Raw genomic sequence first — 15,625 nt, 5'->3', positions numbered from 1 at the left:
GGGATCGCGCCGCGCGTGGCGGGTGGGGCTAGCCGACCCGCGCCAGCGGCAGGGCGACCACGTTGTCGTGGCGTTGGGACGGTGCCGGCCGGTTGATCTGCTTGAGCATGTCGCTGACCTCGCTGAGCTGCCCGTGCAGGACGTCCTCGTGCACCTGCAGCCGACGCACCTGCTCCTGGCTGTTGAGGTTCTGCTGGGTGAGCTGCTTGAGCGCCAGCATGCTGGTTTCCAGCAGCTGCTTCTGCTCGCGGGTGTGCTGCACCAGCGGGGTCAGGGCGCCGTCGTTCCAGCGCAGCACCTGGGCATGGGCGCCTTCCTGCAGCGCCTGGACCTCCTGGGCGACGGTGGCGAAGAAGCGGCGGCCCAGGGCGCTCTGCTCGGTGAGCAGGGTCTTGACCTGGCGCTGCACCTCCTCGGTCTTGAGTTGCAGCTGGCGCAGCTCGCGGACATAGGGGCGGATGCGCAGTCGCGGCGCTTCCAGGGGATGCAGCGGATTCTCCACATTGTGCCGCTGGTAGACCGCGCCGAGCACCTTGTTGGCCCGGTCCGCCTCGTTGTCCAGGGCCAGCAGGTCATGCTCGACCACACGGAAGAAACGGGTGATGGACTGGTTGATGCCGACGGTGGTCAGGCTGGTGCGGAATTCCCGGCGGGCGGTGTCCAGGTGGGCATCCAGCCGCTCCGGCGCGACCAGGTCGGTCAGCAGCTTGCGCTGCCCGGCCAGCATGTTCTGGGTGGTGCGCAGATCCAGCAGGCGGCGGTGGTATAGGTCGTACTCCTGGCGCGTGCGAGCGGTCTGCAACTCCAGGCCGGCACCGGGCAGTTCCTCGTCGGCCAGTTGCGCGTACTGGGCGCGAATGGCTTCCAGGCGCTGTTCGATAAGCGTGCGGCTGGCGCCGAGCAGACCACTGGCCTGCTGCACGATGCGCTGCTGCAACAGGCGCTCGCGGGCGCCGACGATGCGTTCGGCGAGCAGCTGTTCGAGGCTGTCCAGCTGGCTGCGCGCGAGCAGTTCCAGATCGCCACGGACCTTGCCCAGCAGCGCCTGCTTGGCCGACAGCGGCAGGATGTGTTCGGCCGGCAGCGCCAGTTGCCGGGCGCTGGCCTGGCGGACGTTTTCCAGGGACTGGGCGACATGGGCGACGCCGCCGAGGTCGTCCCAGAGGCTGTCGATCTTGTTCATCACCGCGAACAGCCGCTCCGGGGCATCGCCCAGCGAGGGCTTGACGCACTGCTCCCAGAGCGCGAGATCCGAGGCGGTCACGCCGGTGTCGGCACCGATCAGAAAGAGCACGGCCTGGGCGTGGGGCAGCAGCGACAGGGTCAGTTCCGGCTCGGCGCCCAGGGCATTGAGGCCGGGGGTGTCGAGGATGCGCAGGCCCTGGCGCAGCAGCGGATGGTCGATGCTGATCAGCGCGTGGCGCCAGGCCGGGATGCTGACCAGGCCGTCGCTGTCGAGTTGTTCCAGCTGCTCGGGATCGAAGCCCAGCTGCACGGCGGCGGCGGTTTCCACCTCGCGGGTCTCGGTGACCTTGGCCAGCAGGGCGGCCATGGCGTCCGGGTGACGGTCGTCCAGGGCGAAGCGCTGCCAGGCCTCGGGCGCCTTGCGCCAGGCGGTCAGGCTGCGCTCGTCCAGGCGGCTGTCGATGGGCAGCAGCTGCAGATAGGGACCGTCGGCCGCGGCGTCATAGAAGATCTCGGTGGGGCACATGGTGGTGCGCCCGGCCTGGGACGGCAGCATGCGCTGGCCGTAGTCGGCGAAGAAGAGGGCGTTGATCAGCTCGGTCTTGCCGCGCGAGAACTCGCCGGCGAAGGCGAGGGTGATGCCGTCGGCCTGCAGTTCGCTCTGGCAGGTCGCCAGGGCGGCGTCCAGCGCGGGGGAGGCGAGACGATTACGCTGCAACCAGTCGCGGTAGCGGCCCAATTGGGTATCGAGTTCGGCTTTCCACGTGGCATAGGCATCGACGTGGCGGAACAGGCGTTCCATAGGGGACTTCCTTGACCTGAACAGCAAAGGCTGGACGGTGCCCCAGCGTCCAGCGGGACGTCAATGCCGCCTCCGCCACGACGCGGCAGGCGGTCGTGGCGGGTGCGCGAGTGGTGCGTCAGAGGAAGGGGGCGAGAATCTGCGGCATGCCGGTGGCCGCGGCCAGCTGGCCGATGACGAAGCGGTCCAGCAGATTGATCACGATGAAGGCGAAGATCGGCGACAGATCCAGGCCACCCAGGCTCGGCAGGATGCGGCGGAAGGGCGCCAGTAACGGCTCACAGATCTGGTTGACCAGCTCGGCCGCCGGGTTGTGGGTCTGGGGCGCGACCCAGGAGAGGATGACGCTGACGATCAGGGCGAAGAAGAACACCTTGAGGAACAGCGATGCCACGCCCAGCAGCGCCCAGATCAGCAGGGCAGGGAACAGGCCGCCGATGCTGGCGCCGAGTAGCACCACCACGACCATCATCAGCGCCAGCTGGACCAGGATCGCCAGCACCAGGGCCGCCAGATCGACGCCGCCAAAGCCGGGAATGATGCGCCGTACCGGCTTGAGCAGCGGCTGGGTGGCGCGCACGGTGAATTGCGACAGCGGATTGTAGAAGTCGGCCCGCACCAGCTGCAGGATGAAGCGCAGCAGGATGATCAGCAGATAGAGGCTGCCGAGGGTCTGGATGACGTAGACGAGAGCTTGGGCAAAAGCGGACATGGATACTCCTTATCGATCCGGCAACTGGGCCAGTTCCGCAGCCCGGTCGGCCGCGGCGGTGAGGGCTTCTTCCACCAGGTCCGCGAAGGCCCCGGCTTGGAAGGTTTCGATGGCGCGTTCGGTGGTGCCCTTGGGGGACATCACCGAGCGGCGCAATTGTTCGGGGCTGCGGTCGCCCTGACAGGCCATGGCGGCGGCGCCGCGGGCGGTGTGCAGGGTCAGCTGCTGGGCGACCTCGGCCGGCAGGCCGAGCTTGGTGCCGGCCTCGGTCATGGCTTCCATCAGCAGGAAGAAATAGGCCGGACCGCTGCCGGAGACGGCGGTGACCGCGTCCAGCTGCTGTTCTTCCTCGACCCAGAGGGCCAGGCCGACCGCGGCGAGGATCTCCTGGGCGCGGGCGCGCTGTTCGGCAGTGACCTGGTCATTGGCGAACAGGCCGCTGGCACCCAGGCGCAGCTGCGAAGGCACGTTGGGCATGCAGCGTACCAGGGCGCGCTGGCCCAGCCAGAGTGTCAGGCTGGCGCAGGTGATGCCGGCGGCGACCGAGACGATCAACTGGTCCGGGCGCAGATGGGGCGCCAGCTCCTGGCAGACCTCGCTCATCACCTGGGGCTTCACCCCCAGCACCACCACGTCGGCATCCGCGAGCACGGCGCTGTTGCTGGCCTCGACGCGGATGCCATGGTCCCGGGCCAGGGCTTCGCGCTTGGCCGGGTTGCGATTGCTGGCGCTGAGCTGCCGGGCCGGCATGCCCTGGGCGAGCAGCCCGCCGATGATGGCGCCGGCCATGTTGCCGGCGCCGATGAAGGCGATGCGGGTGTCTTTCATCGAGACTTCCTAGGTTGAAGGGGTGGCGCCGTAGTCACGGGCGCCAAAGAGGGCGGTACCGACGCGGACCCAGGTGGCCCCTTCGGCGATGGCGGCTTCCAGATCCTGGCTCATGCCCATGGACAGGGTGTCCAGGCCCAGGTTCAGGGCTTCGCTAAAGGTGCGCAGTCGGGCGAAGGCGGCGCGCTGGCTGGCCGGGTCCTCGGTGGGTTCGGGGATGGCCATCAGGCCACGCAGGCGCAGGTTGGGCAACTGGCTGACCGCGGCGGCCAGGGCCGGCAGGTCGTCGGGGTGGCAGCCGGACTTGCTGGCCTCGCCACTGACGTTGACCTGCAGGCAGATGTTCAGCGGCCCGCGCTCGGGCGGACGCTGTTCGGCGAGGCGCTGGGCGATCTTCAGGCGATCCACCGAATGCACCCAGTCGAAGTGGCAGGCGATGGCGCGGGTCTTGTTGGACTGGATGGGGCCGATGAAATGCCACACCAGTGGCAGGTCGGCCAGCGCCGGCTGCTTGTCCAGCGCCTCCTGCAGGTAGTTCTCGCCGAAGTCGCGCAGGCCCGCGGCGGCGGCCTCGCGCAAGGCGGCGGCGGGCTTGGTCTTGCTCACCGCCAGCAGGCCGACAGTCGCGGGATCGCGGCCTGCCGTCCGGCTGGCGGCGGCGATGCGTTCGAGTACGGTTGCGCTATTCTCGGCTATCGTGGACATTCAGCCCCTGCTTGCGTCGGCGCATCCGGCAGGCCTCGGCGTACCGGATGAGTGAGTGGCGGTGACCAGGTCAGACCGCCAGTGCTGCGCGGCATTCTACCTGCTTGCTCGACATCTGGGAGTCCCATGGATATCACCGAATTGCTGGCCTTTTCCGCGCGGCAAGGCGCCTCCGACCTGCACCTGTCCGCCGGCCTGCCGCCGATGATCCGCGTCGACGGCGACGTGCGCCGCATCAACCTGCCGGCCTTCGAGCACAAGCAGGTGCACGCGCTGATCTACGACATCATGAACGACAAGCAGCGCAAGGACTTCGAGGAATTCCTGGAGACCGACTTCTCCTTCGAGGTGCCGGGCGTGGCGCGCTTCCGGGTCAATGCCTTCAACCAGAATCGTGGCGCCGGCGCGGTGTTCCGGACCATCCCTTCCAAGGTGCTGAGCATGGAAGAGCTGGGCATGGGCGAGGTGTTCAAGAAGATCACCGACGTTCCGCGCGCGGCCTGGTGCTGGTGACCGGACCGACCGGCTCGGGCAAGTCCACTACCCTGGCGGCCATGCTCGACTACCTCAACAACACCAAGTACCACCACATCCTCACCATCGAGGATCCCATCGAATTCGTCCACGAATCCAAGAAGTGCCTGGTCAACCAGCGCGAGGTGCACCGCGACACCCTGGGCTTCTCCGAGGCCCTGCGCTCGGCGCTGCGCGAGGACCCGGACATCATCCTGGTCGGCGAGCTGCGCGACCTGGAGACCATCCGCCTGGCGCTGACCGCGGCCGAGACCGGGCACCTGGTGTTCGGCACCCTGCACACCACCTCGGCGGCCAAGACCATCGACCGGGTGGTGGACGTCTTTCCGGCGGAAGAAAAGTCCATGGTGCGCTCCATGCTGTCCGAATCCCTGCAGGCGGTGGTCTCCCAGACCCTGCTGAAGAAGGTCGGCGGCGGCCGGGTGGCGGCCCACGAGATCATGATCGGCACCCCGGCCATCCGTAACCTGATCCGCGAGGACAAGGTGGCGCAGATGTATTCCTCGATCCAGACCGGGGGCGGCCTGGGCATGCAGACCCTGGACATGTGCCTCAAGGCGCTGCTGGCCAAGGGATTGATCAGCCGCGACGCGGCCCGCGAGAAGGCCAAGACGCCGGAGAACTTCTGATGGATTTCGACAGGTTCCTGCAGCTGATGGTGGACAAGGGGGCGTCCGACCTCTTCATCACCACCGGCGTGCCCCCTTCGATGAAGATCAACGGGCGCATGACGCCGGTCACCAAGGATTCGCTCACGCCGGATCAGTGCCGAGCCATCGTGCTGGGGGTGATGAACGACGAGCAGCGCCAGGAATTCCAGCAGAAGCGCGAGTGCAACTTCGCCATCAGCGCCCGCGGCATCGGCCGCTTTCGGGTCAGCGCCTTCTATCAGCGCAACCTGGTGGGCATGGTGCTGCGCCGCATCGAGGTCAACATCCCCACGGTCGAGCAGCTGCGCCTGCCGGAGATCATCAAGAAGCTGGCCATGACCAAGCGTGGCCTGGTGATCTTCGTCGGCGCCACCGGCACCGGCAAGTCCACCTCGCTGGCGGCCATGATCGGCCACCGCAACAAGAACTCGGCGGGGCACATCATCTCCATCGAGGACCCCATCGAATACATCCACCAGCACCAGGGCTGCATCGTCACCCAGCGCGAGGTGGGCATCGACACCGAGTCCTTCGAGGTGGCGCTGAAGAACACCCTGCGCCAGGCACCGGACGTCATCATGATCGGCGAGATCCGCAGTCGCGACACCATGGAGCACGCCCTGGCCTTCGCCGAGACCGGTCACCTGTGCCTGGCCACCCTGCACGCCAACAACGCCAACCAGGCGCTGGATCGCATCATCCACTTCTTCCCGGCCGATCGGCACGGCCAGACCTGGATGGACCTGTCGCTCAACCTCAAGGGCATCGTCGCTCAGCAGCTGGTGCCCACCACCGACGGCCAGGGCCGCCGCGCGGTGATCGAGGTGCTGCTCAACACCCCCTTGGTCGCCGACCTGATCCGCAAGGGCGAGGTGCATGAACTCAAGGCGCTGATGAAGAAGTCCGGCGAACTGGGCATGCAGACCTTCGACCAGTCGCTCTACAGCCTCTATCGTGACGGTGAGATCAGCTACGAAGCGGCCCTGGCCCACGCCGATTCCGCCAATGACCTGCGGCTGATGATCAAGCTGGGGTCGGAGACGGATGCCGATCACCTCAATCAGACCACCCGCAATCTCTCGGTGGACATGGGCGACGATCCGCCCAAGCGCTTCCGCTAGCCTTCGCCTTCGCCTTCGCCTTCGGCTGCCAGGGTCCTGGCCTCGCGCAGGGCCGCCACCAGGGCCTGGCGCGCCTGCTCCTGTTGCTCGGCGTCCGGGGTGCGCAGGATGTAGGAGGGGTGATAGGTGGCGATGATCCAGCGCTCGTCCAGCCGCAGCGGTCGGCCCATGAACTGCGCCAGGCCCCGGGGCTTGCGCTTGAGCAGGGCTTCCAGGGCAGTCGAGCCCAGGGCCACCACCACCGTCGGCTGGATGTCGCGCAATTCCTGCTCCAGCCAGTAGCGGCAGGGGGCGATCTCCGGTCCCGGGGTGACGTGCTTGCGTCTGCGCCCCTGGGGAATCCACTTGAAGTGCTTGACCGCATTGGTCAGGAACACCTCGCTGCGCTCGAGGCCGGCCTCGGCCAGCGCCGCCATCAGCACCTGCCCGGCCGGGCCGACGAAGGGCCGACCCGCCAGGTCTTCCTGATCACCGGGCTGTTCGCCCAGCAGCAGGATGCGCGCGGTACGCGGGCCTTCGCCGGCCACCGGCTGGGTGGCCTTTTCCCACAGCTCGCAGCGGCGGCAGTCATCAAGGGTGGTGGGCAGCGGTCGCTCCGGCTGCGCACGTTCCGCGGCGATCAATACCTCGCGACCGCTCTGGCGACCCACGGCCTCGGCCTGAGCCAGGCGCTGGGCGCCGGCGCGGGCTTCGCTGAGCAGCGCCGGGATCAGCGGCCCTTCCGGCAGATCCTTCCAGAAGCGTGCCGGCATGTTGCCCCTCAGGGTGCGCGGATTGGCCCGCGCCGGATTGAAGGTGCTGCGGTAATAGGCGCGCCAGAGTTCATCGCCGGCGTTGCGGTCATCGTCTTCCGGGGTCTGCCGCGCCAGCTGCTGCAGCTCGGCAGGGCAGGGCTCCACCAGTTGCAGCGCCTGGCCGTCCCAGAGCGCGGCCGCCTCGGGAGTCGCGATCAGCCAGCTGCTGTTGCCCATGCGGTCGCAGAAATGCGGCGCCGCCAGGGCCAGGACGTCGTGGGCCGGCTGGTGCCAGGCCACCCAGGCCGGCGGACCGGCGCTTTCCGCCCGCGGCCGAAAGCGCAGGAAGGCATGCACATGGTGGATCTCGCGGCGGATCGCCTTGACCCGGCGCTGCAATTCGCTGCCATCCTCGTCACCGGCCAGCATCGCCGCCCGTTCCCCCCGCGCGACCCGCCAGAGCACCTGGTAGAGCAGAGCCCAGCGATCATCGCTGCGAAAGCAGGCGGCGTAGTTCAGGGCCTCGGCCAGTTGGGGCGGAATGCGTATGGCGCCATTCGGCGGCGGTGCCGTGGCCTCGACCGGTTCGTCGAACAGATCGCCCAGCCCACGACTCTCCTGCCAGCTCACCTGGGCCGGGGCGATACCCGCCTGGAGCAACCGGCGCGCTTCCTTGCGCCAGCCGGCGAAGGTGCCGTCGAAATCGACTCTCTGCATCTAGAGCAGGGCGAGCTGAGCGGGCGGTTCGGCGAGTTGCCGGCGCAGGTCGAGGGACTCGGCCAGGCGCGGCTGTGGCCGGTAGTCCTGGGTGATGATGAAGGGTCGTGCCTTCTCGACGCTGCATTTCAGGCGGATCAGATCGGCGTAACGGATGCGCCGCTCGCGCCTGAGCTCCACCAGCCGCTTGGCCGAGAGCACGCCGATGCCGGGCACCCGGGCGATCAGCGCCTGGTCGGCCCGATTGAGATCCAGCGGGAAGATGGCCCGGTTGTGCAGCGCCCAGGCCAACTTGGGGTCCACGTCCAGCGGCAGCTGGCCGTCTTCGGTAGGCAACTCCTCCGCCTGGAAGCCATAGCCGCGCATGAGGAAGTCGGCCTGGTACAGGCGGTGCTCGCGCAGCAGGGGTGGCGGTTGCAGCGGCACCGTGCCGGGGCTTTCCGGAATGGGGCTGAAGGCCGAGTAGTAGACGCGCTTGAGGCGATAGGCGCCATACAGCGTCTGGGCGGTATCGAGAATGGTGCGGTCGTCGGTGGCATCGGCACCCACGATCATCTGGGTGCTCTGGCCTGCCGGGGCGAAACGCGGTGCCTTGGCTTCGGCCTCGGCTTCCTCCAGGCCCAGGCGGATATTGCCCATGGTCTTGCGGATACTGCTGCCGTTCTTTTCCGGCGCCAGCTTGATCAGGCTGCTCTCGGTGGGCAGTTCTATGTTCACCGACAGGCGATCGGCATAGAGACCCGCCTGGGCGATGATCTCGGGATCGGCGTCGGGAATGGTCTTGAGGTGGATGTAGCCGCGGAACTGGTGCTGTTCGCGCAACAGCTGGGCCACCCGGGTCATCTGCTCCATGGTGTAGTTGGAGGAGCGGATGATGCCGGAGCTGAGGAACAGTCCGCTGATGACATTGCGCCGGTAGAAGTCGAGGGTCAGTTGCACCACTTCCTCGGGCGTGAAGCGCGCCCGCGGCACGTTGCTGCTGCGACGATTGACGCAGTACTGGCAGTCGTACTGGCAGAAGTTGGTCAGCAGCACCTTGAGCAGCGCCACGCAGCGCCCATCGGGGGTGAAGCTGTGGCAGATGCCCATGCCATCGGTCGAGCCCAGGCCGTCCTTGCCCTTCGAGCTGCGTTTGGGCGCACCGCTGCTGGCGCAGGACACGTCGTACTTGGCGGCATCGGCGAGAATGATCAGCTTGTCGGCGAGCTCCATCGAGATCTCCTGGACTGTGATTGCATACAGTATCCAGGAAGCGGAGCGTCGTTCAATGGCTTTGCGCCGGGCGGCGCCGAGTGGAGCGACACTCCGCCGGGCGGTAGCGACCCGGCGGAGCGAGGGGCGGGATCAGGACTTGCGGGTACGCTTGGTACGCGGCTTGTCCGCGACGGGATCGGTTTCCGCCGCCAGGGTATTGGGCTGCTGCAGCACGCGCTTGGCCGACGCGAACCTCTTGGTCCAGTAGGGCTTGCTCAGGTGGTCGACGCGCACGCTCTCGCCACTGCGCGGGGCATGGACGAAACGATCGTTGCCCAGATAGATGGCGACGTGATCGATGCCGCTGCGTTGACCGGTCTTGAAGAACACCAGGTCGCCGGCCTTGAGATCGCCACGAGCGACCTTGGGGCCCTTGAGCTGGGACAGCTCACGGGAGGTACGCGGCAGCTTGACGTTGTGTACGTCGCGATAGACGTAGTTCACCAGGCCGCTGCAATCCAGGCCGTTCTGCGGATTGGTACCGCCGAAGCGATAGGGCGTACCGACCAGGTCCATGGCGCGGGTCGCGACCTGGGCACCGACGTTGCGAGTGGCAGCCTGGGCGGTGGCCTGCTTACGGTGCAGGGCGCTGGTGGCCCGGGCGGCGTGCTTGGCGCGGGCGGCGGAGGCGGCCTGGGTAGGGTCCACCTTCGCGACGCGGCGAGCGGCGGCCTTGGGTACGGGGGCGGCGGAGGCGTGCCGGGCGGCGGTCTTGGGAGCTGAGGCGGCGGTGACATGCCGGGCTGCGACCTTGTGGACCGGAGCGGCAGTGCGCGCTGCAGAGTTCTCTTTCGCTTGCACTGCCGCTGGCAGTACAAGACAGGCGGAGAGCCATGTCAGAAGAAATAAACGCATTGTCGTAGGGGTGTCTGAAGATCGAAGCGAGGGATTCTATACCAACCCTGTGGATATTTTGTGCACCTCTCATCAAGAAATTATGTAATTTTTAGCGGAAAGTGAGGTCCCTTGAGCGCCAACCAGTGAGACTCCCTGGGCATTCATCCAGTTTTCGACATAAAGTCACGGTGAAGGTAAGGGTGTAGGTAAGGCGGGTCTTTTCCTTAAGTCGCGAGGTCGTAGGCATGCGGTATCAGGACACTCACAGCAAGGTCATGGGCTATCTGCTGTGGATCTTCGGTTTTCTCGGCGCCCATCGCTTCTACTATGGCAAGCCGGTCACCGGCACGATCTGGTTCTGCACCCTGGGCCTGCTGGGCATCGGCTGGCTGATCGATCTGTTCCTGATCCCGGCCATGGATCGCGAGGCGGATCTGCGCTTCCAGTCCGGCTCCCTCAACTACAGCCTCGGCTGGATCCTGCTGACCTTTCTCGGCCTCTTCGGCGTCCATCGCCTCTACCTGGGCAAGTGGATCACCGCCATCCTCTATTTCTTTACGGCGGGTTTCTTCCTGCTGGGCGTGCTCTACGACTTCTGGACGCTCAACTCGCAGATCTCCGAGGAGAACCGCCGGCGGCTGGTGCGCTAGGTTCGGTTGGGCGACAAGAAGAAGGGGCTCCGCGGAGCCCCTTCTTCTATTCAGGCATCACGCCGGTAGGTGGTGCGGCCACCCACCAGGGTGCGCTCGACGCGTCCCGCCAGGGTGAGGCCCCGGAAGGGGCAGTTGCGGCCGCGGGACAGCCAGGGCGTCGCGGCCTGGGCGGTCGGCTGCTGGGCGAACAGCACCAGGTCGGCCGGCAGGTCCTTGGCCAGCCTGCCCGCGTCGAGGCGCAGGGCCTGGGCCGGACCCTGGGTCAGGCGGGCCAGCAGGGTCGGCAGATCCAGCAGGCCGTCTTCCACCAGCGTCAGGGCCAGCGGCAGCAGCAGTTCGACACTGCTGATGCCCGGCTCGGTGGCGGCGAAGGGGGCCAGCTTGGCATCCGCCTCATGGGGCTGGTGGTGGCTGGAGATGGCACCGATCACGCCGTCTCGCACCCCGGCTCTCAGGGCGTCGCGATCTCGCGCGGTACGCAGCGGCGGCTTGACGTGGTAGAGGCTGGAAAAGCCCTGCAGCGCCTCGTCGGTGAGCAGCAGCTGGTAGAGCGCCACATCGGCGGTCACCGGCAGGCCACGCGCCTGGGCGGCGGCGATCATCTCCACCGCACGGGCACTGGTCAGTTGCCCGAAGTGGGCGCGTACGCCGCTCTGCTCCACCAGCAGCAGATCGCGGGACAGGGCGATGGTCTCCGCCGTCTCCGGAATTCCGGTGAGCCCCAGGAAGCTGGCGGTGGGGCCTTCATGGGCCAGGCCGCCATGGGCCAGATCGGCGTCGAGGGCGGTAAAGACCACGGTGAGGTCGAAGGTGGCGGCATATTCCAGCGCGCGCCGCTGTACCCGCAGATTCTCGAAGGGCTGCAGGCCGTTGGTGAAGGCCACGCAACCGGCGTCGCGCAAGGCCATCAGCTCCGACAGCTGCTCGCCAGCCAGGCCCCTGGTCAGGGCGCCGATGGGATGGACGCGGGCGTGATCGGCGGTGCGCGCCCGATCGAGGATGAGTTCGGCTACCGCGGTGGTGTCCAGCACCGGACGGGTGGTGGGCGGGCAGCACAGGCTGGTGACGCCTCCGGCCGCAGCGGCGCGGGTCTCGCTGTCGACATTGCCCTTGCGGGTCAGGCCCGGTTCGCACAGGGCGACATCCAGGTCGACCAGGCCGGGGGCCAGGATCAGGCCGCTGGCGTCCAGCTGCTCGTCGGCCTGAAAGCCCTGGGGGGCTTCACCGAGGGCCAGGATGCGACCCTGGTCGACATGGACATCGCTGATCTGGTCGAGACCGGTGGCCGGGTCGATCACCCGGGCATTGCGGATGCTCAGGCTCACTGCGCATTCTCCTGTAGCTGACGCTGGGCCGTCTGCCCGCTCATGGTCATCGACAGCACCGCCATGCGGACCGCGATGCCGTAGGTGACCTGGTTCAGGATGACCGACTGCTCGCCATCGGCGACCGCCGATTCGATCTCCACGCCGCGGTTGATCGGGCCGGGGTGCATGACGATGGCATCGGGCTTGGCGCGGGCCAGGCGCTGGCGGGTCAGGCCGAACAGCCGGTAGTACTCGCCTTCGCTGGGCAGCAGGCCACCCTGCATGCGCTCGCGCTGCAGGCGCAGCATGATCACTACGTCCACGCCGTCCAGGCCCTCGGCCAGGTCGGTACAGGTGCGCACGCCATAGAGCTCTTCGAGGCCGACCGGCAGCAGGGTGCGCGGCGCGACCACGCGGATGTCGCGGCAGCCCAGGGTGCGCAGCGCCAGCATGTCGGAGCGGGCGACCCGGGAGTGCAGGATGTCGCCGACAATGGCCACCGAGAGGTTGGCGAAGTCGCCCTTGTGGCGGCGGATGGTCAGCATGTCGAGCATGCCCTGGGTGGGGTGCGCATGGCGCCCGTCACCGCCATTGATGATGGCCACATCCGGGCAGACGTGCTCGGCGATGAAGTGGGCCGCGCCGGAATCGGCGTGGCGCACCACGAACATGTCGGCGGCCATGGCTTCCAGGTTGCGCAGGGTGTCGAACAGCGTCTCGCCCTTGCTGGTGGAAGAGGTGGAGACGTTGAGGGTGATGACGTCCGCCGACAGCCGCTTGGCCGCCAGCTCGAAGGTGGTGCGGGTGCGGGTCGAATTCTCGAAGAAGACGTTGCACACGGTTTTGCCGCGCAGCAGTGGCACCTTCTTCACCGCCCGGGCACCGACCTCCAGAAAGGAGTCGGCGGTATCGAGCAATTCGGTGAGGAGTTCGGCGGGCAGGTCGTCGAGTGACAGGAAATGGCGCAATTGGCCCTGGGCGTTGAGTTGCAGCGAGCGCGTAGCGTCGGTCATGGCAGCGAATCCAGGTCAGGCGGCGGGGACGTCGCGGTATTCGAGGGCGAGCGGCGAGGGGCCGGTCAGCTTGACGCGCTGGGTGGGGGCCAGGCTCAGGGTGGCGCCCACCACGTCGGGCTGGATCGGCAATTCGCGGGCATTGACGTCCAGCAGGCAGACCAGGGTCACACTGGCGGGACGGCCATAGTCGAAGAGTTCGTTGAGCGCCGCGCGCACGGTGCGACCGCTCATCAGCACATCGTCCACCAGCACCAGGTGGCGACCATCGATCTCGAACGGCAGGGCCGAGGGGCGCACCTGCGGGTGCAGGCCCTTCTGGGTGAAGTCGTCGCGGTAGAAGGAGACGTCCAGGCTGCCCAGCGGGGTGTCCAGGCCGAGTTCGGCCAGCAGGGCCTCGGCGACCCAGAGGCCGCCGGTGTGGATGCCGACGAAGCCGGGATCGGTGATGCCGCGGCGATTCAGCGACAGACGCAGGTCGGCGGCCAGCCGCGGCAGGAGCTCGGCGGGAGAGGGCAGGTGCATGGCTACTCCGATTGCGGGCGCGCGGCCCGTTCCAGTTGTTGGGTCAGCCAGCCTTCCAGGAGGAGGGCGGCGGCAAGGGCGTCCACCGGGCGTTCGCGATAACCGTCGCGCTGACCGCCCTGCAGGCGCTCGCCCTTGGCGGCATAGGTGGTGAGGCGCTCGTCATGGGTATGCACGGGCAGGCCGTAGCGCCCCTGCAGGCGGCGGGCGAAACGTTCGGCGCGCTCGCTCATCTCGCTGGGCGTACCGTCCATGTTCAGTGGCAGACCGACCACCAGGGCGGTGGGGCGCCACTCGTCCAGCAGGCGCTGGATCTGCTGCCAGTCGGGTACGCCGTTCTGCGCCTTGAGGGTGAGCAGTTCACGGGCCTGGCCGGTCACGGCCTGGCCGACGGCGACGCCGATCTGGCGGCTGCCATAGTCGAACCCCAGATAGAGCCCGCTGGGCGCGCTCATGCGTGACCCGCCTGACGCGAGAGCAGCCGCAGGTCGACCCCCAGCAGGGCGGCGGCCGCGCCGAGGCGCTGCTCGCTCGGCGTCTCGAACAGCAGGGCGCTGGTGGCCGGGGTGGTGAGCCAGAGATTGGCCGCCAGTTCCTCTTCCAGCTGGCCGGGGCCCCAGCCGCTGTAGCCGAGGGTGATCAGGTGGCGGCTCGGGCCGGTGCCGTCGGAGAGGGCGAAGAGCACGTCCGGCGAGGTGGTCAGGCTCAGTTCTTCGAGTTCCAGGGTGTTCTGGAACACCGGGCCGGCGTCATGCAGGACGAAGCCCCGATCGGTCTGCACCGGGCCACCGGCATAGAGCACGACCTGGGCATCTTCCTGGGTGACCGGTATCTCGGGGCGCAGCTGTTCGAGCAGGTCGTCCAGGTGCAGGCCATTGGGGCGGTTGATCACCAGGCCCATGGCGCCATCCGGGCCGTGGTCGACGAGGTAGATCACCGTCTCGGCGAAATGGGGATCGTCCATCTGCGGCATGGCGATCAGGAGCTGGTGCTGTAGGGTGGTGCTGGAGGTCGGCTTCATGACCGGCAAGTTTCCCGGTTGCGCGGTCCGGCTTCAAGTCCAACGGCGTCCCGGACTATTGACTGGACAGGCGGTCGCCACGCTCGAAGCGCCAGGTGCGGATGATCTCCAGCCGGTCGATGTCGGCCAGTTCGCCGCTGAACGGAGCGAAGGGCGCCGCCAGCCGGACGATGCGCAGCGCCGCCTGGTCCAGCACCTGGCGTCCCGAGGATTCCAGCACCTGGACCTCGTAGAGCGAGCCGTCCTTGTTGATGGCCACCAGCAGACGCAGGCTGCCGTAGAGGCGGTCGCGCTTGGCCTGCTCGGGGTAGTTGAGATTGCCGATGCGTTCGATCTTGCGCCGCCATTCTTCCTTGTAACGGGCGCCCTTGTCCTTTTGCGTCGAGGCGGCATTGATCCGCCAGATCTTCGGCCGCTTGGCGTATTGCTGGCGTTCCTCGGCGAGCTGGGCTTCCAGGCTGGCGAGTTCGGCGGCCTGGCTGTCGGACTCGGGGCTGGGCGCATCGCGCTGCTCCCGCTCCGGCGTCTCGCGACTGGGTTCGGCCTTGGTCGGCCGCGCGGCGCGGGTGGTCACCGCGGCCTTGGGCGCCTGGGCGCGATCCGCCGCCGGCGGGCGAGCCGGAGGCGCGGCCTGGCGGATCTCGCTGTCGTGGAAAGGCGCCTGCACCGGGGTGCTCGGCGCCGCCGCCTTGTCCAGCGTACCGCTGCCCTGCTGGTTTTCCTGGGCCAGGAAGTCGGCCTGCTTGGGCGCCTCGTCGCTCTTGAAGCTGGCCAGCGTCACCTCCAGGGTGCGACTGATCTGGGTAGGCTCGGGCAGCGAAAAGCCGACGCCGAGAATCAGCACGACGTGCAGCAGGGTCGCGATGAGCAGCGTGAAGCCCAGGCGGTCGGCGGGACGAACCTGGGCGGCGGGGGAGGAGGCGGTGCTGGGCATTGACTGGGTCGGCAAGGGCAGAGGACGCGCGGCAGGGCTGGCGCCAGTCTGCGGATTGTATCCGCGGTTGTCCATGCCGCCGCGGGCGGCATG

Annotated in this window: 15 protein-coding genes and 1 pseudogene; 3 read left to right on the top strand and 13 right to left on the bottom strand. The window is 67.8% G+C overall.

From position 1 onward, the window contains the following. Positions 1-28 precede the first annotated feature (28 nt). The 4 genes from AABM56_RS19625 to AABM56_RS19610 form a co-directional block, all read right to left on the bottom strand. Entirely contained in the window at positions 29-1,987 is a 1,959-nt protein-coding gene (locus tag AABM56_RS19625) for a dynamin family protein (RefSeq protein ID WP_133861460.1), read from the bottom strand. A gap of 118 nt (positions 1,988-2,105) precedes the next feature. Next, positions 2,106-2,699, bottom strand: coding sequence for a YggT family protein (locus AABM56_RS19620; RefSeq protein WP_017640989.1), 594 nt, complete (start codon positions 2,697-2,699; stop codon positions 2,106-2,108). Positions 2,700-2,708: 9 nt separating this feature from the next. Next, entirely contained in the window at positions 2,709-3,527 is an 819-nt protein-coding gene (proC, locus tag AABM56_RS19615; RefSeq protein ID WP_133861459.1) for a pyrroline-5-carboxylate reductase, read from the bottom strand. 9 nt (positions 3,528-3,536) lie between these two features. Next, the gene (locus tag AABM56_RS19610) at positions 3,537-4,232 is read right to left on the bottom strand and encodes a YggS family pyridoxal phosphate-dependent enzyme (protein ID WP_133861458.1); all 696 of its coding nucleotides are present in this window, start codon (positions 4,230-4,232) and stop codon (positions 3,537-3,539) included. A gap of 126 nt (positions 4,233-4,358) precedes the next feature. Between AABM56_RS19610 and pilT the strand changes: the two are divergent. Then, positions 4,359-5,395 (top strand): annotated as a pseudogene (gene pilT, locus AABM56_RS19605) (type IV pilus twitching motility protein PilT). Next, positions 5,395-6,537, top strand: a complete 1,143-nt coding sequence (locus AABM56_RS19600) for a PilT/PilU family type 4a pilus ATPase (RefSeq protein WP_133861457.1) — start codon at positions 5,395-5,397, stop codon at positions 6,535-6,537. Before pilT ends, AABM56_RS19600 begins: the two are co-directional and overlap by 1 nt. On the opposite strand, the gene AABM56_RS19595 is transcribed toward AABM56_RS19600, so the two are convergent. The 3 genes from AABM56_RS19595 to AABM56_RS19585 all read right to left on the bottom strand — a co-directional run bounded on the left by AABM56_RS19595 (position 6,534) and on the right by AABM56_RS19585 (position 9,890). Next, entirely contained in the window at positions 6,534-7,988 is a 1,455-nt protein-coding gene (locus AABM56_RS19595) for a UdgX family uracil-DNA binding protein (RefSeq protein WP_263259290.1), read from the bottom strand. The genes AABM56_RS19600 and AABM56_RS19595 overlap by 4 nt on opposite strands. Next, a complete protein-coding gene (locus AABM56_RS19590) occupies positions 7,989-9,200 on the bottom strand; it encodes a putative DNA modification/repair radical SAM protein (RefSeq protein WP_017640984.1) in 1,212 nt (403 codons plus the stop codon). 132 nt (positions 9,201-9,332) lie between these two features. Then, a complete protein-coding gene (locus AABM56_RS19585) occupies positions 9,333-9,890 on the bottom strand; it encodes a C40 family peptidase (RefSeq protein ID WP_133861455.1) in 558 nt (185 codons plus the stop codon). Positions 9,891-10,324: 434 nt separating this feature from the next. Between AABM56_RS19585 and AABM56_RS19580 the strand changes: the two genes are divergently transcribed. Then, a complete protein-coding gene (locus AABM56_RS19580; protein ID WP_133861454.1) occupies positions 10,325-10,729 on the top strand; it encodes a TM2 domain-containing protein in 405 nt (134 codons plus the stop codon). Between the two features lie 50 nt (positions 10,730-10,779). On the opposite strand, the gene AABM56_RS19575 is transcribed toward AABM56_RS19580, so the two are convergent. The 6 genes from AABM56_RS19575 to AABM56_RS19550 are packed head-to-tail and all read right to left on the bottom strand — an operon-like array spanning position 10,780 to position 15,532. Beyond that, positions 10,780-12,057, bottom strand: a complete 1,278-nt coding sequence (locus tag AABM56_RS19575; RefSeq protein ID WP_133861453.1) for a dihydroorotase — start codon at positions 12,055-12,057, stop codon at positions 10,780-10,782. After that, positions 12,054-13,052 (bottom strand): aspartate carbamoyltransferase catalytic subunit, encoded by a 999-nt coding sequence (locus AABM56_RS19570; protein WP_133861452.1) that lies wholly within the window; start codon positions 13,050-13,052, stop codon positions 12,054-12,056. The genes AABM56_RS19575 and AABM56_RS19570 overlap by 4 nt, the downstream gene beginning before the upstream one ends. Before the next feature lie 15 nt (positions 13,053-13,067). Then, a complete protein-coding gene (gene pyrR / locus AABM56_RS19565) occupies positions 13,068-13,577 on the bottom strand; it encodes a bifunctional pyr operon transcriptional regulator/uracil phosphoribosyltransferase PyrR (RefSeq protein WP_133861451.1) in 510 nt (169 codons plus the stop codon). Positions 13,578-13,579: 2 nt separating this feature from the next. Continuing rightward, positions 13,580-14,032: a Holliday junction resolvase RuvX gene (gene ruvX / locus AABM56_RS19560; RefSeq protein ID WP_133861450.1), complete on the bottom strand. Its 453-nt coding sequence runs from the start codon at positions 14,030-14,032 to the stop codon at positions 13,580-13,582. Further along, positions 14,029-14,598, bottom strand: a complete 570-nt coding sequence (locus AABM56_RS19555) for a YqgE/AlgH family protein (protein ID WP_133861449.1) — start codon at positions 14,596-14,598, stop codon at positions 14,029-14,031. Before AABM56_RS19555 ends, ruvX begins: the two co-directional genes overlap by 4 nt. Positions 14,599-14,653: 55 nt before the next feature. Continuing rightward, a complete protein-coding gene (locus tag AABM56_RS19550; protein ID WP_133861448.1) occupies positions 14,654-15,532 on the bottom strand; it encodes a TonB family protein in 879 nt (292 codons plus the stop codon). Positions 15,533-15,625: the final 93 nt, after the last annotated feature.

It is taken from the genome of Pseudomonas aestiva (assembly GCF_039908605.1).
Taxonomy (GTDB): Bacteria; Pseudomonadota; Gammaproteobacteria; order Pseudomonadales; family Pseudomonadaceae; genus Chryseomonas; species Chryseomonas aestiva.
Note: the sequence above shows the minus strand (reverse complement) of the source record. Positions and strands in the feature narration are given on the sequence as shown.